Raw genomic sequence first — 18,553 nt, forward strand, 5'->3', positions numbered from 1 at the left:
CTTTTTCTTTTAGTTGACATCACCTAGCATTTTCATAAGGAAGTCTGTCATTTCTTGCGGACTTTCTTTTTTTCCATGAGCAATCCAAGTTTGACAAACTCCAAATAGAGCATTTGTTAGATAAATGCTACTATATTCTAATTCAATTGAATTTAGTTGTAGTTGCATAAAGCGCTTCTGAAGGTCCGTGCTCAGCATGATATGAAGCTTATTTCTTAAGAAATTTTGGATTTCTTTGGTACCATTTTCAGATAAAAGAGCAGCTAATAATGGTTCAGACTCTAAATAGTCAAATACTTCTAAAATAGCATCTTTTTTATGATGAGCATGTTTTTGAAAGATATACTCAAATGTATGAAATAACTTACTTTGATAGTGTTCAATCATATCATATTTATCCTTGTAATGGGTATAGAAGCTAGAACGACTAATTCCAGCTTTTTCTGCTAATTTAATTGTAGTAATTTGATCGAAGGGCTGATCCATCAATAATTGAACCATGGCATTTTCAATATTTCTCTTTGTTTTTAATCGTTTGTTACTTTCTTTCATATTTTCTCCTTATGAACAATTTAGACTATATGTCTAAAAAAATATTTTTTATCTTGTAATTTAGATTTTTTAATGTATAATCTATTATATCAAAAATTTAGACAATATGTTTAAAAAAGGAGGAAATATGTTTAAAGAATGGAAAGCAATTTTTAAAAAACCGACATTCATTATTGTAATGATAGGAATTTCTCTTATTCCAGCTCTATACAACATTATATTTTTATCATCCATGTGGGATCCATATGGTCAAGTATCGGAGTTACCTGTAGCAGTTGTTAATAATGACAAGGAAGCTTCTTATAATGGAAATACAATGGCCATAGGAAAAGACATGGTGTCTAATTTAAAAGAAAATAAGGCTTTAGATTTTCATTTTGTCAATGAAGAAGAGGGGAAAAAGGGGCTAGAGGATGGCGAATATTATATGGTAGTGACTTTACCAAGTGATCTATCTGAAAAAGCTACTTCGATCCTAACAAATCACCCTGAACAGATGCAAATTGATTATCAAACTTCAAGTGGCCGTAGCTTTATTGCAAGTAAGATGAGTGATTCTGCAATGACACAATTAAAACAAACCGTCTCTACGAATGTAACTGAAACATACACCAAGGCACTATTTCAAAAAATGAGTGACTTGAAGTCTGGGATAAATAAAGCAGCTGATGGAAGTGAGCAACTGGCTAATGGAACTAATCAGTTAGCAAAAGGAAGTCAAACATTGACGACAAATCTCAATACTCTAGCTAACTCAAGTGTAACTTTTTCAAATGGAGCTAATCAATTTACAAAGGGATTGTCTGCCTATGTATCTGCTATAGAGCAATTACATCTTGGTTTAGGAACTTTTAATAGTGGTTTACAAAGTTATACAAATGCAGTTTCACAGGTTGACACTGGACTTGGTCAATTGGCCTCAAGAACTCCTGAATTGGTGGCAGGTGTAAATCAGTTGAATACAGGTATAAAGTCCTATACAGGTGGGGTTTCACAATTGGATATAGGTCTCAATCAATTTTCAGTTGGTGTAAATGCTTATACAAGTAGTGTAGAAAAACTTTCTAATGGAACAAATCAATTATCAAATCAATCAGATGCACTAAGAGATGGAATGGAGCAATTAAATACTGGTATTAAAGAAATTTCAAATCAACTGAATTCCTCATCTCAACAGAATGAACAAATAACTCAATTAGCAACTAGTTTAGGAGAACTAAATAAAACACTACAAGCTCTTACAATGTCAGATAATACTCAACTGAAAGGTACATTGTCAGAAGCTTTTCAAAATCTAACAACTCTTGCTCAGGATATTGTGACCAAAAGTCAGACAGAACAAGAGAAAACTATTGCTAACCTTCAATCAACAGCTACTTATCAATCTCTCACAGAGGAACAAAAGAAAGAACTGATAGAAGCTATTTCTAAAAATTCTAATTCTACTATTGAGTCAGCAAAAACAATTTTAACGACAGTAGGAGGATTGAAAGAAAGTATAGAGAATTCAGAACAACAAGTAACCAATCTATCTGATGTACAGACGAAAGCAAATCAACTCTTACCTGTAGCATCTAGCTCCTTGACAACATTGTCAAATGGATTTACAAAATTACAAACTACTGTAGACAATCAGTTAGTTCCTGGAAGTCAGTCAATTGAAAAAGGAGTTGTAAACTACACTAAGGGACTAGATACTATTTCTATAGGTGCTAATAAACTAAGTGAAAAGAATGAAAATTTAACAACTAGTCTAGATCAATTAGTTTCTGGATCCAGTAAGTTGACAGAAAATACATCAACCTTGACAGCTGGAGTAGATGCGTTAGCTGGAAAAGCTCCAGAATTAGTATCAGGTATAGAAAGTTTGTCATCTGGTTCTGCTCAATTGAATAATAAGAGCCCAGAGCTAATAGCAGGTCTCACTAAATTACAATTTGGCTCTGGTCAATTAACAGATAAATCAACACAGTTACTTTCTGCGGCATCTCAACTAGGAAGTGGCGCTATGAAGATTGCAGATGGTGCTGGAAAACTAGCAGATGGTGGAACAAGCTTAACCTCTGGTCTTGAAGATTTACAGACAGGAGTTGGTTCATTAGGACAAGGATTAGGAAATGCTAATAATCAGCTCAAATCAGCATCAACAGAATCTGAAAATGCAGAAACATTATCTAATCCTCTAGTTCTCTCAAAAACAGATAATGACCAAGTTCCTGTAAATGGGATTGCCATGGCTCCTTATATGATATCAGTTGCTCTTTTTGTTGCTGCTATATCTACTAATATGATTTTTGCTAAGTTGCCTTCTGGACGTCATCCAGAGAGCCGCTGGGCTTGGTTGAAGTCTCGCTCTGAAATAAATGGGATTATAGCTGTCTTAGCAGGTGTTTTAGTTTATGGAGGTGTCCATCTTATTGGATTGACTGCGAACCATGAGATGAGGACCTTGATTCTAATTATAATCACAAGTTTAGCTTTCATGTCTATGGTTACAGCTTTAACAACTTGGAATAGCCGTATAGGAGCTTTCTTCTCTCTTATTTTACTTTTATTACAGTTAGCATCAAGTGCAGGGACCTATCCACTTGCTTTGACAAATGATTTCTTTAAGGGTGTCAATCCTTGGTTACCAATGAGTTACTCTGTATCAGGTTTACGACAAACAATCTCTATGACAGGAAATATTCATCACCAAGTGATTTTCCTTATTATAACACTAGCTTTCTTTACTGCTTTAGGTATGCTAGCTTATCAACCTAAGAAAATGGAAGAAGATTAAAAAGATTGGCCAAGGAATTGGTCAATCTTTTTCTGTCTTAGATAAATTTCGTCTGTGATTATAGATTCCAAAAAGAAGAAGGGCAGTTAGTGAGCAGGCTGCTCCAATAACAAAACCATTAGGGATAAAGGAAAGTGTAATGGTACCTTTTCCCTTTGGAACATCAACCTTCATAAAACCAGTTTGAGCCTGCTTAATTTCAAGTTTTTTTCCATCTTGGTATGCAGACCAACCTTTGTCATAAGGAATAGTGAAGAAAATAGAGGTATCTTGTTTTACTTCATATGTAGCAAAGACTTTATTTTTAGAGGTGGATACTTCTACAGGTTGTTCTTCAATTTTTTGGATTGCCTCAGTTAGGGCCTGAGTATCTAAACAATAGAAGGCTGGAGATTCAAATGATACCTGAGAATTTCCAGGGAAGCTAACACTGATATTGAAAGTTTTTTGTTCTTCAGTATAACCCAAATTAAAGAAGTTAAAGGTATTGTCAGTTGTAAAAGACTTTTTTTCACCGTTGACAATGATGTCAACTTTCTTTTGCTTATCGTTTGTAAAATGAAGATTTGAAAAAGAGAGATAGACTTGGCTATTTTGAGGAACCTTAATTTGATAATCAATTCGGGCATCTTCATTCGTAGAACCTGTGATACTTGTTAAACCTTCAGAATTATCTGTTTTATCATATGTTATTTGGGAGAAATAATCTAAGTTGAGATTAGCAAGCTGGTTTATAAATAAAGCTTGATTATCTAGAGTGTGATTGTTAAAGTTTACATCAGTGTAAATAGATTGAGTGGCAAAGGCAATGGGTAAAGAGAGTTGATTTTTATATAAGGTTAAATGATCCTTTTGATAAATCTCTTGAAAGCCATACTTATCAAGTGAAGTTTCAGAAATATTGTACTGGATTCCAAATAAACTGTCTGCTAAAAGACTATTATTTGCATAACGGAGATTGAGGTTGGTTCCAGAGGATTTGAATCCAAGTTTGTCCAAACTAGTGCTAGCTGAACGATTTCGTACAGATGAGAATTGAGAGATTCCATTGTAGTTAAATTTCATACTGTCATTTCCAGTCTGAATTTGCAGTTTTTCAGTACGTGTAAATGGATTGTCAATTTGGTTTAGAATGGATTCCATAGCAGTGATATCTCTATTATAGGCGCTACGAGAAGCAAAGGCCCATTCTTTAGCTATTCCTTCCATTTGAGATGAAGCATTTAAGCTTATCTCAGCTATTATAAATAAAGACAAAAGAATTGCAAATAGATTTACAGAGATAAATTTTCTAATGACTGCAAGAAGTAAAAGAGCATAAACTAGAAGAAATTCAAGAGTGAGTAGGATATTCAAATCAGTTAAAAAAGAATAGTGTGATTTAAAATAGACAGTAGCCAAAAATCCTGTTAGTACCAGAAAAAGTGAGACAAATAGATTCCATAGCTTCAGTTCTTTCAGACGATTTAAGACTTCTGCTGCAGTATAAATTAACAGAGTGGAAAAAATCCAAGCATAGCGATGCAAAAACATATTTGGGGTATGCATCCCTTGCCAAAATAAATCGAGGGCTTCTATGTAAAAGCTTGTTATTAAAAAAGTAAAGAAAATTGCATAGGTAAGTTTCACGTGAAACCTTATGGATTTTATTGTAAAAAATAGAATGGTTAAAATAAAAGGAAGCAATCCAACAAAAATCATTGGTATAGATCCATACTTAGTTGTATCAAAAGATCCAATGAATTGTTTTGCGAAAATATCCAGATACCAGCTACTATCTGTTTTTAATTTTGTGATGGCAGTTAACTTCTCCCCATGAGTTTGTATATCAAACAGTGTAGGAAGAGTCATAATCAAACTAGCCATTCCAGCTAAAAAGGAGGTAACAACAAAATCAAGAAAAGATGATTTTCGAGTTTTAAAGTCCCAAGAAATTTGGCAGAGATACCAGAAAATAAGAAACAATGCTGTCATATACCCAAAATAATAATTTTGAATAAATAAGATTGACAAACTTGTAAAGTATAGTAGGCGCTTCTTTTGTGTTATAAGTAGGTGTAAACCAGTTATAATTAAAGGAATCAAGATAAAAACATCTAGCCAGGTTTTTATCTCTAACTGACTGACAGTGAAGCTCATTAAAGCATAGGAAGCAGATAAGGTAAGTTTTAAAAATTTTGGGATATCTTTAAATAATCTATTCAAACTAAAGAAGGTTGACAGACCAATCAACCCAAATTTTAAGAGAGTGGTCAGATAGACAGCATCTGGCATATTTGACAGATTAAAAAAGTAAACCAGGGGTGAAAGAAAACTACCCAAGTAATAACTAGATAGAGCATAGAAATTCAGTCCGAGGCCACTTGTAAAGGTGTAAAACAAACTGCCATTTCCATGCAGAATATTTCGTAAAGCTACATCAAAAATAACGTATTGATGGAAACCGTCTCCTAATAGTGGAGATGCATCGCTATTCCAGTAGATACCTTGAGTTAGGTATACTCCAGTCATAATTACTAAAGGAATGATGAAAGAAACAAAATAGGTCCAATATGTTTTAAAAAATGATTTCATGTTACCTCGTAGAATGATAGAAAACTCAGTTGGTTACCCCAACTGAGTTTTGAAGTCTTATTTAGTCTTCCCAAAGTTCTTTAACTTTTGCTTGTACTTCTGCATTTTCTAGGAATTCATCATAGGTTTCATCAATACGATCAATGACGCCATTCTTAGACAAAACAATAATATGGTTTGCTAAAGTTTGAATGAACTCGTGATCATGACTAGCAAAGATGATTGATTCTTTAAAGTTTTTCAATCCATCGTTCAAGCTTGAGATAGATTCCAAGTCCAAGTGGTTTGTTGGATCATCAAGTACAAGGACATTTGATTTCAAGAGCATGAGTTTTGAAAGCATGACACGTACTTTTTCTCCCCCTGACAAGACGTTTACAGGTTTGTTAACCTCGTCTCCAGAGAAGAGCATACGACCAAGGAAACCACGTAGGAAGGTATTGTCATCTTCTTCCTTACTTGCAAATTGACGCAACCAGTCAAGAATTGACTCTCCTCCTGCAAAATCAGCTGAGTTGTCTTTTGGCAAGTAAGAACGGCTAGTAGTAACTCCCCACTTAACCGTTCCTTCGTAGTCGATGTCACCCATAATTGCACGAATTAATGCAGTCGTTTGAATGTCATTTTGTCCAATAAGAGCTGTCTTATCACCTGGACGCAAGATGAAACTAATATTGTCCAGGATAGTTTCACCATCAATCTTTACAGTTAGATTTTCTACTGTCAAGAGATCATTACCAATCTCACGTTCTGCTTTAAAGTTGATAAATGGATATTTACGACTAGATGGCACAATCTCTTCTAATTCAATCTTGTCAAGCATTTTTTTACGAGACGTTGCCTGTCTTGACTTAGAAGCGTTGGCAGAGAAGCGAGCAACGAATTCTTGCAATTGCTTAATTTTTTCTTCTGCCTTGGCATTACGGTCTGCTAGCAATTTAGCAGCGAGCTCAGAAGATTCTTTCCAGAAGTCGTAGTTTCCGACATAGAGTTTGATTTTTCCAAAGTCAAGGTCGGCCATGTGGGTACATACTTTGTTTAAGAAGTGGCGGTCATGAGATACCACGATAACAGTGTTATCAAAGTCAATCAAGAAGTCTTCTAGCCAAGTAATAGACTGGATATCCAAACCGTTGGTTGGCTCGTCCAAGAGAAGAACATCTGGTTTGCCAAAAAGTGCTTTGGCAAGGAGAACCTTCACTTTTTCACCATTGGCCAATTCGCTCATGTTTTGATAGTGCAATTCTTCTGGAATATTAAGATTTTGAAGTAGTTGAGACGCTTCACTCTCTGCCTCCCAACCTCCAAGTTCGGCAAATTCACCTTCGAGTTCGGCGGCACGCACACCATCCTCATCAGAGAAATCTTCCTTCATGTAGATAGCATCTTTTTCCTTCATGATGCTATAAAGTTTTTCATTTCCCATGATAACGACATCAATTGCACGTTCATCTTCATAGTCAAAGTGATTTTGACGAAGAACAGAGAGACGTTCATCTGGACCAAGAGAGATGTGACCAGTTGTTGGCTCAATATCACCAGCCAAGATTTTTAAGAATGTAGACTTCCCAGCACCATTAGCACCAATTAATCCGTATGTATTTCCTTCTGTAAATTTGATATTGACATCATCAAAAAGTTTGCGATCACTAAAACGTAGTGAAACATCAGATACTGTAAGCAATGTTTTTCTCCTATAATATGTAATACATTTATTCTACTAGAAAAGAGAGAAATATTCAAATTTTTGTTTGTCAATTTTATGTCAATTAAATTGACAGGTTTGTTTACAATGAGTTGGTTGTTTGATTTAAATAATTTTCTGTTATTTTAACAAAAAAATGCTATAATTGAAGAGACTATTTTGAAGGAGAAAAAAATGACGAAACCCATTATTTTAACAGGAGATCGTCCAACAGGAAAATTGCATATTGGACATTATGTTGGAAGTCTCAAAAATAGAGTATTACTGCAGGAAGAAGACAAGTATGAGATGTTTGTTTTTTTGGCGGACCAACAAGCCTTGACAGATCACGCCAAAGACCCTCAAACGATTGTAGAATCGATTGGGAATGTTGCCTTAGATTACTTAGCAGTTGGATTAGATCCAAGTAAATCAACTATCTTTATTCAAAGCCAGATTCCGGAGTTGGCTGAACTATCTATGTACTATATGAATTTGGTGTCACTAGCTCGTTTGGAACGGAATCCGACAGTAAAAACAGAGATTGCTCAAAAAGGGTTTGGAGAAAGTATTCCGACAGGATTTTTGGTTTATCCGATTGCGCAAGCAGCTGATATCACAGCCTTTAAGGCCAATTATGTTCCTGTAGGAACAGACCAAAAACCAATGATTGAGCAAACTCGTGAAATTGTTCGTTCTTTTAACAACGCATATAACTGTGATGTCTTAGTGGAACCAGAAGGTATTTATCCAGAAAATGAGAGAGCAGGACGTTTGCCTGGTTTAGATGGAAATGCTAAAATGTCTAAATCCCTTAATAATGGTATTTATCTAGCCGATGATGCGGATACTTTGCGTAAAAAAGTCATGAGCATGTATACTGATCCAGACCATATTCGGGTTGAGGATCCAGGTAAGATTGAAGGAAATATGGTTTTCCATTATCTAGATGTTTTTGGTCGTCCAGAAGATGCTCAAAAAATTGCGGATATGAAAGAACATTATCAACGTGGTGGTCTTGGTGATGTGAAGACGAAACGTTATCTACTTGAAATGTTAGAATGTGAACTTGGCCCTATTCGTGAGCGTCGTATCGAATTTGCTAAGGACATGGGAGAAGTGTACAATATGCTTCAAAAAGGTAGTGAGAAAGCGCGTGAGGTTGCGGGGCAAACTTTATCTGAAGTTAAGAAAGCAATGGGACTAAATTATTTTAAATAATAGATAAAATATGAATCGTAAAACTATCTCTTCCATAGGTTCACAGGGATAGTTTTTTTATGATTTCTACCATAAATATAATTGACAAATTTTCATAGAATGGTATGATAGATACAATACAAAAAGAGTCAAGCTCAAAAAGAAAGAAAAGAGGAAACTTCAATGTCTAATTGGGATACTAAATTTTTAAAAAAAGGTTTTACCTTTGATGATGTATTGCTCATTCCAGCAGAAAGTCATGTGTTGCCTAATGATGCAGATTTAACAACAAAATTGGCAGATAATCTGACTTTAAATATCCCAATTATAACAGCCGCAATGGATACAGTCACAGAAAGTCAAATGGCTATTGCTATTGCTCGTGCGGGTGGTCTTGGAGTAATCCACAAAAATATGTCTATTGCGCAACAGGCAGATGAAGTTCGCAAGGTAAAACGTTCTGAAAATGGTGTTATTATTGATCCATTCTTCTTGACTCCAGAACATACCATTGCTGAGGCAGACGAACTGATGGGACGTTACCGTATCAGTGGTGTTCCAGTTGTAGAAACACTTGAAAATCGTAAATTGGTTGGTATTCTAACAAACCGAGATCTTCGCTTTATTTCAGATTACAATCAACCAATCTCAAACCATATGACCAGTGAAAATCTTGTTACTGCTCCTGTTGGTACAGATCTTGCAACAGCTGAACATATTCTTCAAGAACACCGTATTGAAAAACTTCCTTTGGTTGACGAAGAAGGCCGTCTTTCTGGCTTGATTACTATTAAGGATATTGAAAAAGTAATTGAATTTCCTAATGCAGCAAAAGATGAGTTTGGTCGTCTTCTAGTTGCTGGTGCGGTGGGTGTCACTTCAGATACATTTGAACGTGCTGAAGCCCTTTTTGAAGCAGGTGCTGACGCAATTGTTATTGATACTGCACATGGTCACTCTGCTGGAGTTCTGCGTAAAATTGCTGAAATTCGTGCTCATTTCCCAGATCGTACTTTGATTGCAGGTAATATTGCAACTGCAGAAGGAGCGCGTGCTCTTTACGAAGCAGGTGTAGATGTTGTCAAAGTTGGAATTGGACCAGGTTCTATCTGTACCACTCGTGTGATTGCAGGTGTTGGTGTACCACAAGTTACAGCAATCTATGATGCAGCAGCAGTTGCGCATGAATATGGCAAAACAATCATCGCTGATGGTGGAATCAAGTATTCTGGAGATATTGTAAAGGCCCTTGCTGCAGGTGGAAATGCTGTTATGCTTGGATCAATGTTTGCTGGAACAGACGAAGCGCCAGGTGAAACGGAAATCTTCCAAGGACGTAAGTTTAAGACTTACCGTGGTATGGGATCAATCGCTGCAATGAAGAAAGGTTCAAGTGACCGTTACTTCCAAGGTTCTGTTAATGAAGCAAACAAACTCGTTCCAGAAGGAATTGAAGGTCGTGTTGCTTATAAAGGTGCTGTAGCTGATATCGTTTTCCAAATGATTGGTGGTATTCGCTCTGGTATGGGTTACTGTGGTGCAGCTAACCTTAAAGAACTACATGATAATGCTCAATTTATTGAAATGTCTGGGGCTGGTCTAAAAGAAAGTCATCCTCATGATGTGCAAATTACTAATGAAGCACCAAACTACTCTATGTAAACAAAAAAGAACTCCTGAAAATTAGGGGTTCTTTTATTTACAACAATGTCAATTTAATTTACAGATATCTGACCGTTTTGAATATTGAAAATACTAAGGTTTTCTGGCAAGTTTTGTAAGTGATCCAAACTTGTTGTTGTGATAAAGGTTTGGATAGATTGAGAAATGGTTTCTAGTAATTTTAGTTGCCGGGTGTTATCAAGTTCGCTCATAACATCATCAAGCAAGAGTATCGGAGACTCGTTGGTAATACTTTCCATTAACTCGATCTCTGCTAGTTTGATAGAGAGAACAAGACTACGATGTTGCCCTTGACTTCCAAAACTAGCATCCATACCGTTGATATGGAAAGCAATGTCATCTCGATGAGGGCCAACACCAGTATTCTTTTTAAATAAATCTCTTGATCTACTTTTTTCTAAAGCCATTTTAAAAGAATCCATTAAGAATTGTTCATTAGTGAAGTTGACAGTTGATTGATAAGAAATTGACAACTCTTCTGATTGGTTTGAAATTTCTAAGTGTTTTTTTTGACCAAATTTTTCTAAGTCTTTGATGAATTTTATCCGATGCTTTATGACGCGACAACCATACTCTACTAACTGATCATCTAAGACCGACAGAAATGTTTCGTCAATCTTTTGACTGGATTTTAGGTAAGTGTTTCTTTGCTTGAGTATATGGTTATAGTTTGACAAGTCTGACAAGTAGATTGGTTTAATTTGTCCCAGCTCTATATCAATAAACTTTCGACGAACGGAGGGGGCTCCTTTAATTAACTGGAGATCCTCAGGTGCGAAGAGAACCACATTCATATGTCCGATGTAGTCTGAGAGACGAGCTTGTTTTAAGTGATTGACTTTAGTTACACGCCCTTTTGGTGTTAAATCAATTTCTAAAGGGATAGAGCCTGTTTTTTTCTGTAGCAAGCCAGAAAGATGGAGTTGTTCTTCATCAAAATGAATGAGATTTTTATCTGTCCGAGTCCGATGACTACGTGTTAAGGCCAAGAAATAGATTGCTTCTAGAATGTTGGTCTTTCCTTGTGCATTTTGGCCTAAAAAGACATTTAGTTTTGGATTGAAATCAATTTTCATCTCTTTGTAGTTGCGAAAGGTTTTTATTGTTAAATGTTGGAGCCACATGATTATCTTCCTGGAAAACGTGGAGCTTGTTTGGTTTTAGGGGATAAAGCAGTTTTTTGTTTTTCTTTCTTTACACCCTTATTCATCTCTTTGACAAGTTTAGCAATCCGCTCTTTTTCAATCTTATCTGCTTGGTATTCTTCTTGCTCTTTTAAACTTGGTTGTGTCAAGGTGATGTCAATCTTTAAATCAGGGATGTCAATTACATCTCCTATACGGATCTTTTTCCCACGTCTAGTTTCTAATTCACCATTAAAGGAAACTTGATGTTCCATCAAAAAAGATTTAATAGCACCACCGCTTTGTATAATTCCAAGCTCTTTTAGGAGGGCTTGGAGCGTAATAAATTCTTCAAATAATTTGTATTCCATAATTCACCTCAATCTAAGGTATTATACCATATTTCTTAGAATTAAGTGAGCGAAATCACTGAAAATGAAAACGATTTTTATTTTAAAAGCGGTAAAGAGAATAAGAAATATTTTCCTTTTCGTGATATAATAGAACTCTATATGTAAGGAGGTAAGGTATGGAGTTAGTGCCTGGAATTTCAGCACATTTTGTTCAATCCAAAAAGTTTAAAACAAATAAAATCACTATTCGTTTTACTGCTCCCTTATCTCTTGAGACGATAGCAGGACGCATGTTAAGTGCAAGTATGTTGGAGACGGCAAATCAAGTTTACCCAACATCACAAGTATTTCGCAGATACTTGGCAAGTTTATATGGAACTGATATTTCCACAAGTGCTTATCGTAGGGGACAGGCACATATTCTTGACTTAACGTTTACTTATGTGAAGGATGATTTTTTAAGTAAAAAGAATGTCTTGACTTCTCGAATTTTGGAATTGGTGAAACAGACTTTATTTGCTCCCTTAGCTCAAGATGGTGCTTTTGAGCCAGCCCTATTTGAAATTGAAAGAAAACAGTTGTTGGTTAGTTTAGCTACTGATATGGATGATTCATTTTATTTTGCTCATAAGGAGTTGGATAGCTTGTTCTTCCATGATGAGCGTCTTCAATTGAGATACAGTGATTTACGAAATAGCATTTCAAATGAGTCTCCGGAAAGTAGCTACACTTGCTTTCAAGATGCTCTGAAAAATGATCGAATTGATTTCTTTTTCTTAGGTGATTTTAATGAAGTAGAAATTACAGAATCGCTGAAGTCATTACCCTTTACAGCTAGAGAGAATGACATCACTATCCAGTACCATCAATCTTATTCAAATGTCTTAAGAGAGGGAATGGTTCAGAGGAATGTTGGGCAATCTATTTTGGAATTAGGCTATCATTCTCCTGTAAAATATAGTGATGATGAGCATTTGCCTATGCTTGTTATGAATGGTCTGTTGGGTGAATTTGCACATTCGAAACTCTTTACAAATGTTCGTGAAAATGCTGGAATAGCCTATTCAGTCTCTAGTCAATTGGATTTGTTTAGTGGCTTGTTAAGAATGTATGCAGGTATCGATAGAGGAAATCGTAATCAAGCTAGAAAAATGATGAATCATCAGTTGATGGATTTGAAAAAGGGCAACTTTACAGATTTTGAGCTTGAACAAACCAAGGAGATGATTCGAAGATCTTTATTGATTGCTCAAGATAGTCAGCATACCCTAGTTGAAAGAGCCTATTTGAATGCTCTATTTGGAAATTCAAGCTTTGATATTGATCGATTGGTGGCAAAATTAGAGAGTGTTGATAAAGAAGCGGTATGTAAAGCTGCCAACAGTTTGAAGTTACAAGCGATTTACTTTATGGAAGGAGTAGAATGACAAAGGTTGCTTTTGAAGAAAAATACTATCCTGCTGTAAAGGAAACAGTCTACAAAACACAATTGTCAAATGGATTGACAGTTTCTTTACTCCCCAAGCAAGATTTCAATGAGGTTTATGGGATTGTAACGGTTCAATTTGGTTCTGTAGATGCAACTTATACAAACTTGGAAAAAGGTTTGCATTATCATCCAGCAGGAATTGCACATTTTCTTGAACATAAATTGTTTGAAAGAGAAAATTCTGAGGATATAATGGCTGCTTTTACTCGATTAGGTGCAGACAGTAATGCCTTTACAAGCTTTACTAAGACCAGCTATCTTTTTTCAACAATTGATCATCTATTAGAGAATTTAGATTTGCTAGATGAGTTAGTCGGAGATGTTCATTTTACAGAAGAGTCTGTTTTGAGGGAACAGGCTATTATTCAGCAAGAACGAGAAATGTACCAAGATGATCCAGACTCACGTTTATTTTTTGCAACATTAGCCAACCTTTATCCTGATACTCCTTTAGCAACAGATATTGTTGGAAGTGAAAAATCAATTTCTGAGATTCAAGTTTCAAATTTAAAAGAGAACTTTACAGACTTTTACAAACCTGTCAACATGTCACTGTTTTTAGTTGGAAATATTGATGCAAAAGTTGTTGAGGAATACTTTTCGAAAAAAGAAAAGAAAACTTTAGAACAGTTTACGGTTTCAAAAGAGAAACTACCTTTGCAACCTGTGAAGCAAACAGATAGCCTTCGGATGGAAGTTTCTTCACCCAAACTTGCTGTTGCGATTAGAGGTAACGGGCAAATAACAGAAGCTGAGTCTTATCGTTACAATATTTTATTGAAATTACTATTTACGATGATGTTTGGTTGGACTTCTGACCGTTTTCAAAGGTTATATGAGAATGGGAAGTTAGATGCGTCATTGTCACTTGAGGTTGAAGTCAACAGTCGCTTTCATTTTGTGATATTGACAATGGACACCAAAGAGCCTGTTTCTCTGTCGCATCAATTTCGTAAAGCGATTCGTCAGTTTAGTAATGACGCGGATATTACCGAGGAACATTTAGATCTTGTTAAGAGTGAGATGTTTGGGGAGTTTTTCAGCAGTATGAACTCCTTGGAGTTTATTGCAACTCAATATGATTCGATGGATCGCGGAGAAACAATTTTTGATTTTCCAAAAATTTTACAGGAAATTACTTTGGAGGATGTTCTAGAAGCTGGACATCGTTTGATTGATGATGGTAATCTAGTTGATTTTACCATCTTTCCAGCTTAAAAGATGACTAATACTAGAAAGAAGGAATGGTACGTATGAGAAAAAAAACAATTGGCGAGGTTCTACGTTTAGCTAGAATTAACCAGGGATTGAGTCTGGAAGAATTACAGGAAAAAACTGAAATTCAGTTGAACTTTCTAGAAGCTATGGAGGCAGATGATTTTGATCAACTTCCTAGTACCTTCTATGCTCGTTCTTTTTTAAGAAAATATGCCTGGGCAGTAGAGTTGGATGAGAGAATTGTCTTGGATGCCTATGATTCGGGTAGTATGATTACTTATGAAGAGGTCGATGTTGATGAAGAAGACTTGTCTGGTCGCAGACGATCAAATAAGAAAAAAACGTCTTATCTCCCCTTGTTTTATTTCGTTCTATTTGCTCTGTCGATTTTAATTTTTGTGACTTACTATGTTTGGAATTACATCCAAACTCAGCCAAGTCCTTCTTCTGCAAATTATAGTGTTGTTAGCTCGACTAGTTCCAAAACCTCATTCAGCTCATCTTCTAGTAGTCAGACGTCTAGCTCATCTTCTACTACGGAATCAACTATTACAGTGTCAGGCGAAGGAAACCGCATTGAAGCTCTCTATAAAACGAGTAAGGAAACCGCTACGGTTCAACTGACGGTTTCAGATGCAACTAGTTGGGTTAGTGTTTCAGGAAGTGAGCTGGAGGGTGGTGTGACACTGTCCGCAGACAATAAGAATGCAAAAACAACAGTTTCAACTAAGAATCCCGTTACCATTACTTTAGGTGTAGTGAAGGGAGTTACTGTGACTGTGGACAATCAAACAATCGATACCTCGAAGCTGACAACTCAGACTGGAACTGTAACACTTACATTCACTACAGATTAAGGAAAAATCAATGAAAAAAGAACAAATTCCTAATGTATTAACTATTGGTAGAATTCTCTTTATACCTCTCTTTATTCTTATTTTGACTTTGGGCCATTCACAAGGCAGTCATTTGCTGGCAGCGATCATCTTTGCAGTTGCTAGTATAACGGATTATCTTGATGGCTACCTTGCTCGTAAATGGAATGTGGTTAGCAACTTTGGAAAGTTTGCAGATCCAATGGCGGATAAGTTGTTGGTTATGTCAGCTTTTATCATGTTGATTGAGTTGGGTATGGCTCCAGCTTGGGTTGTTGCTATTATCATCTGTCGTGAACTTGCGGTGACAGGCTTGCGTTTGTTGCTTGTTGAGACGGGAGGGACAGTTCTAGCAGCAGCGATGCCAGGGAAAATCAAGACCTTTAGTCAGATGTTTGCCATTATCTTTTTGCTCTTACATTGGAATTTAATTGGTCAGCTGTTGCTTTATATCGCTTTGTTTTTCACTATCTACTCTGGCTATGATTATTTCAAGGGTAGCGCTCATATATTCAAAGGGACATTTGGTTCGAAATGAAATCGATTATTGAAGTAAAAGATCTGTCTTTTCGTTACAAGGAAGATCAGGATCATTATGATGTTAATAATGTCTCGTTTCACGTGAAACGGGGAGAATGGCTTTCGATTGTAGGTCATAATGGAAGTGGGAAATCGACAACTATCCGTTTGATTGATGGATTGCTTGAGGCAGAGTCTGGGGAAATCTGGATAGATGGGCAATTGCTGTCCTCTGAGAATGTTTGGGACTTACGCCGTCAAATTGGTATGGTTTTTCAAAATCCAGATAACCAATTTGTGGGGGCAACTGTTGAAGATGATGTCGCCTTTGGATTAGAAAATCAGGGACTTCCTCGAGAAGAAATGAAGAAGAGAGTGGCTGAATCTTTGGAGTTGGTAGGTATGCTGGACTTTAAGAAGAGAGAACCAGCTCGTTTATCTGGTGGACAAAAACAACGGGTGGCTATTGCAGGAGTTGTTTCCTTGAGACCAGCTATTTTAATTCTGGACGAGGCTACAAGTATGTTGGATCCTGAGGGACGCAGAGAACTGATTCAGACAGTTCAAGAGATTCGAAAAGACCACCAGATGACAGTCGTCTCCATTACACATGATTTAGAGGAAGTTGCGATGAGTGACCGTGTCTTGGTCATGAAAAAAGGCCAAGTAGAGTCAACTAGCAGCCCCAGAGAACTTTTTTCTCGAGATGACCTTGACCAGATAGGGTTAGATGAGCCTTTTACTAATCAATTGAGAGAATCTTTGAGAGAGACTGGTTATCAGTTGCCGGATGGCTATTTGACAGAAGGAGAGCTAGAGGACAAGTTATGGGAATTACTCTAGAAAATGTGAGCTTTACCTATCAAGAGGGGACTCCCCTATCTTCATCAGCCTTGACTGATGTTTCTTTGACGATTGAGGATGGTTCCTATACAGCTTTAGTAGGGCACACAGGTAGTGGGAAATCAACGATTTTACAGCTTTTAAATGGCCTATTGGTACCAAGTAAGGGTTCTGTTCGAGTTTTTGATACTGTCATTACCCCTACATCAACCAATAAAGAAATTCGTCAGATTCGAAAGCAAGTTGGTCTAGTGTTTCAATTTGCTGAAAACCAGATTTTCGAAGAGACTGTTTTGAAAGATGTTGCATTTGGACCGCAAAATTTTGGAGTTTCTGAGGAAGAGGCCAAGAAAATTGCGCGTGAAAAGTTAGCCTTGGTAGGCATCGATGAGTCACTCTTTGAGCGCAGTCCTTTTGAACTTTCGGGTGGCCAAATGAGACGTGTGGCTATAGCAGGTATGCTAGCCATGGAGCCAACTGTCTTGGTTTTGGATGAGCCGACAGCAGGGCTAGATCCTTTGGGCAGAAAAGAATTGATGACCTTGTTTAAAGAACTCCACCTTTCTGGAATGACAATCGTCTTGGTAACACATTTGATGGATGATGTAGCTGCATATGCTGATCAGGTCTATGTTATGGAAAAGGGGCGTTTGGTCAAAAGTGGCAAACCAAGTGATGTCTTCCAAGATGTAGCCTCTATGGAAAATGTACAGTTAGGTGTGCCTAAAATCACAGCCTTTTGTAAACGTTTGGCAGATAGGGGTGTAGCTTTTAAAAAACTGCCAATCAAGATAGAGGAGTTTAAGGAGTCGCTAAATGGATAGTATGATTTTAGGACGTTATATACCAGGAGATTCCATCATTCATCGCTTGGATCCCCGTAGTAAATTGCTCGCTATGATCCTGTTGATTTTGATTGTATTTTGGGCCAATAATCCTCTCGCTAATCTCATTCTTTTTGTAGCGACAGGTATATTTATCGCTTTGTCGGGCGTTTCCCTCTCATTTTTTGTTCAGGGATTAAAATCCATGTTTTTCTTGATTGCTTTTACGACTCTATTTCAGCTCTTTTTCATTTCAAGTGGAAATGTCTTATTTGAGTTTTCTTTTATAAGAATAACGGATTATGCTTTGCAGCAAGCTGGGATTATTTTCTGTCGTTTTGTGTTGATTATTTTCTTTTCAACCTTGCTAACCTTAACAACCATGCCTTTGAGCCTGGCAGCCGCAGTTGAAGCTCTTTTAGCACCTCTGAAACGCGTGAAAGTTCCCGTTCATGAAATTGGTCTCATGTTATCAATGAGTTTGCGTTTTGTTCCAACATTGATGGATGACACAACGAGAATTATGAATGCTCAAAAGGCCCGTGGAGTTGACTTTGGCGAAGGTAGAATCGTTCAAAAAGTAAAGGCTATGATTCCGATTTTAATTCCTCTGTTTGCTACGAGCTTAAAGCGTGCAGATTCATTGGCAATAGCCATGGAAGCGCGTGGTTATCAGGGAGGAAAGGGTAGAAGCCAGTATAGACAGTTGAGATGGTGTCAAAAGGATACACTGGCAATTCTTGTGATTTTGGTACTGGGATGTTTCTTATTTTTCTTAAAATCTTAGCAGGTTTGTAGGATTGATAAGAAGTTCATAGTAGCAGGTTTTTAGT

At 36.7% G+C, this 18,553-nt stretch carries 15 protein-coding genes; 10 read left to right on the forward strand and 5 right to left on the reverse strand.

Annotated features, from left to right (window positions below):
- Positions 1 to 9 precede the first annotated feature (9 nt).
- A complete protein-coding gene (locus B7725_RS03980) occupies positions 10 to 552 on the reverse strand; it encodes a TetR/AcrR family transcriptional regulator (protein WP_000665086.1) in 543 nt (180 codons plus the stop codon).
- 127 nt (positions 553 to 679) lie between these two features.
- Between B7725_RS03980 and B7725_RS03985 the strand changes: the two genes are divergently transcribed.
- On the forward strand, positions 680 to 3,334 hold the full coding sequence (locus tag B7725_RS03985; RefSeq protein ID WP_084874671.1) for a YhgE/Pip domain-containing protein: 2,655 nt from the start codon (positions 680 to 682) through the stop codon (positions 3,332 to 3,334).
- A 21-nt stretch (positions 3,335 to 3,355) separates the two neighbouring features.
- Here B7725_RS03985 and B7725_RS03990 read toward each other — a convergent pair whose 3' ends face one another.
- Both B7725_RS03990 and B7725_RS03995 read right to left on the reverse strand, forming a co-directional pair.
- Positions 3,356 to 5,908, reverse strand: a complete 2,553-nt coding sequence (locus tag B7725_RS03990; protein WP_084874673.1) for a YfhO family protein — start codon at positions 5,906 to 5,908, stop codon at positions 3,356 to 3,358.
- A 61-nt stretch (positions 5,909 to 5,969) separates the two neighbouring features.
- Positions 5,970 to 7,592 carry an ATP-binding cassette domain-containing protein gene (locus B7725_RS03995; RefSeq protein ID WP_000958773.1) on the reverse strand — a complete coding sequence of 541 codons (1,623 nt, stop codon included), beginning with the start codon at positions 7,590 to 7,592 and terminating at the stop codon, positions 5,970 to 5,972.
- A gap of 195 nt (positions 7,593 to 7,787) precedes the next feature.
- On the opposite strand from B7725_RS03995, the gene trpS reads away from it, so the two are divergent.
- Both trpS and guaB read left to right on the forward strand, forming a co-directional pair.
- Positions 7,788 to 8,813 carry a tryptophan--tRNA ligase gene (trpS, locus tag B7725_RS04000; RefSeq protein WP_084874675.1) on the forward strand — a complete coding sequence of 342 codons (1,026 nt, stop codon included), beginning with the start codon at positions 7,788 to 7,790 and terminating at the stop codon, positions 8,811 to 8,813.
- Between the two features lie 162 nt (positions 8,814 to 8,975).
- Positions 8,976 to 10,454 (forward strand): IMP dehydrogenase, encoded by a 1,479-nt coding sequence (gene guaB, locus B7725_RS04005; RefSeq protein ID WP_000073408.1) that lies wholly within the window; start codon positions 8,976 to 8,978, stop codon positions 10,452 to 10,454.
- A 53-nt stretch (positions 10,455 to 10,507) separates the two neighbouring features.
- On the opposite strand, the gene recF is transcribed toward guaB, so the two are convergent.
- Both recF and yaaA read right to left on the reverse strand, forming a co-directional pair.
- Positions 10,508 to 11,599, reverse strand: coding sequence for a DNA replication/repair protein RecF (recF, locus tag B7725_RS04010; RefSeq protein ID WP_084874676.1), 1,092 nt, complete (start codon positions 11,597 to 11,599; stop codon positions 10,508 to 10,510).
- Between the two features lie 2 nt (positions 11,600 to 11,601).
- A complete protein-coding gene (yaaA, locus tag B7725_RS04015; RefSeq protein WP_000455881.1) occupies positions 11,602 to 11,970 on the reverse strand; it encodes a S4 domain-containing protein YaaA in 369 nt (122 codons plus the stop codon).
- Positions 11,971 to 12,128: 158 nt separating this feature from the next.
- Between yaaA and yfmF the strand changes: the two genes are divergently transcribed.
- The 7 genes from yfmF to B7725_RS04050 are packed head-to-tail and all read left to right on the forward strand — an operon-like array spanning position 12,129 to position 18,507.
- Positions 12,129 to 13,379 (forward strand): EF-P 5-aminopentanol modification-associated protein YfmF, encoded by a 1,251-nt coding sequence (yfmF, locus tag B7725_RS04020; protein WP_084874678.1) that lies wholly within the window; start codon positions 12,129 to 12,131, stop codon positions 13,377 to 13,379.
- Entirely contained in the window at positions 13,376 to 14,659 is a 1,284-nt protein-coding gene (gene yfmH, locus B7725_RS04025) for an EF-P 5-aminopentanol modification-associated protein YfmH (RefSeq protein ID WP_084874680.1), read from the forward strand. The genes yfmF and yfmH overlap by 4 nt, the downstream gene beginning before the upstream one ends.
- A 35-nt stretch (positions 14,660 to 14,694) precedes the next feature.
- On the forward strand, positions 14,695 to 15,516 hold the full coding sequence (gene rodZ, locus B7725_RS04030; protein WP_162279007.1) for a cytoskeleton protein RodZ: 822 nt from the start codon (positions 14,695 to 14,697) through the stop codon (positions 15,514 to 15,516).
- A gap of 10 nt (positions 15,517 to 15,526) precedes the next feature.
- Positions 15,527 to 16,072, forward strand: coding sequence for a CDP-diacylglycerol--glycerol-3-phosphate 3-phosphatidyltransferase (gene pgsA / locus B7725_RS04035; protein ID WP_000712148.1), 546 nt, complete (start codon positions 15,527 to 15,529; stop codon positions 16,070 to 16,072).
- Positions 16,069 to 16,896 carry an energy-coupling factor ABC transporter ATP-binding protein gene (locus B7725_RS04040; protein WP_084874683.1) on the forward strand — a complete coding sequence of 276 codons (828 nt, stop codon included), beginning with the start codon at positions 16,069 to 16,071 and terminating at the stop codon, positions 16,894 to 16,896. The genes pgsA and B7725_RS04040 overlap by 4 nt, the downstream gene beginning before the upstream one ends.
- Positions 16,881 to 17,720, forward strand: coding sequence for an energy-coupling factor transporter ATPase (locus tag B7725_RS04045; RefSeq protein WP_084874684.1), 840 nt, complete (start codon positions 16,881 to 16,883; stop codon positions 17,718 to 17,720). The genes B7725_RS04040 and B7725_RS04045 overlap by 16 nt, the downstream gene beginning before the upstream one ends.
- Positions 17,713 to 18,507: an energy-coupling factor transporter transmembrane component T family protein gene (locus B7725_RS04050; RefSeq protein WP_084874686.1), complete on the forward strand. Its 795-nt coding sequence runs from the start codon at positions 17,713 to 17,715 to the stop codon at positions 18,505 to 18,507. Before B7725_RS04045 ends, B7725_RS04050 begins: the two co-directional genes overlap by 8 nt.
- Positions 18,508 to 18,553: the final 46 nt, after the last annotated feature.

Source organism: Streptococcus oralis subsp. tigurinus (assembly GCF_002096275.1).
Lineage (GTDB): Bacteria > Bacillota > Bacilli > Lactobacillales > Streptococcaceae > Streptococcus > Streptococcus oralis_CN.

Excerpts from the sequence above, each read along its gene's own strand:
- B7725_RS03980 (WP_000665086.1), bottom strand. The coding sequence starts at position 552 with ATGAAAGAAAGTAACAAACGATTAAAAACAAAGAGAAATATTGAAAAT.
- B7725_RS03985 (WP_084874671.1), top strand. The coding sequence starts at position 680 with ATGTTTAAAGAATGGAAAGCAATTTTTAAAAAACCGACATTCATTATT.
- B7725_RS03990 (WP_084874673.1), bottom strand. The coding sequence starts at position 5,908 with ATGAAATCATTTTTTAAAACATATTGGACCTATTTTGTTTCTTTCATC.
- trpS (WP_084874675.1), top strand. The coding sequence starts at position 7,788 with ATGACGAAACCCATTATTTTAACAGGAGATCGTCCAACAGGAAAATTG.
- guaB (WP_000073408.1), top strand. The coding sequence starts at position 8,976 with ATGTCTAATTGGGATACTAAATTTTTAAAAAAAGGTTTTACCTTTGAT.
- recF (WP_084874676.1), bottom strand. The coding sequence starts at position 11,599 with ATGTGGCTCCAACATTTAACAATAAAAACCTTTCGCAACTACAAAGAG.
- yaaA (WP_000455881.1), bottom strand. The coding sequence starts at position 11,970 with ATGGAATACAAATTATTTGAAGAATTTATTACGCTCCAAGCCCTCCTA.
- yfmF (WP_084874678.1), top strand. The coding sequence starts at position 12,129 with ATGGAGTTAGTGCCTGGAATTTCAGCACATTTTGTTCAATCCAAAAAG.
- yfmH (WP_084874680.1), top strand. The coding sequence starts at position 13,376 with ATGACAAAGGTTGCTTTTGAAGAAAAATACTATCCTGCTGTAAAGGAA.
- rodZ (WP_162279007.1), top strand. The coding sequence starts at position 14,695 with ATGAGAAAAAAAACAATTGGCGAGGTTCTACGTTTAGCTAGAATTAAC.
- pgsA (WP_000712148.1), top strand. The coding sequence starts at position 15,527 with ATGAAAAAAGAACAAATTCCTAATGTATTAACTATTGGTAGAATTCTC.
- B7725_RS04040 (WP_084874683.1), top strand. The coding sequence starts at position 16,069 with ATGAAATCGATTATTGAAGTAAAAGATCTGTCTTTTCGTTACAAGGAA.
- B7725_RS04045 (WP_084874684.1), top strand. The coding sequence starts at position 16,881 with ATGGGAATTACTCTAGAAAATGTGAGCTTTACCTATCAAGAGGGGACT.
- B7725_RS04050 (WP_084874686.1), top strand. The coding sequence starts at position 17,713 with ATGGATAGTATGATTTTAGGACGTTATATACCAGGAGATTCCATCATT.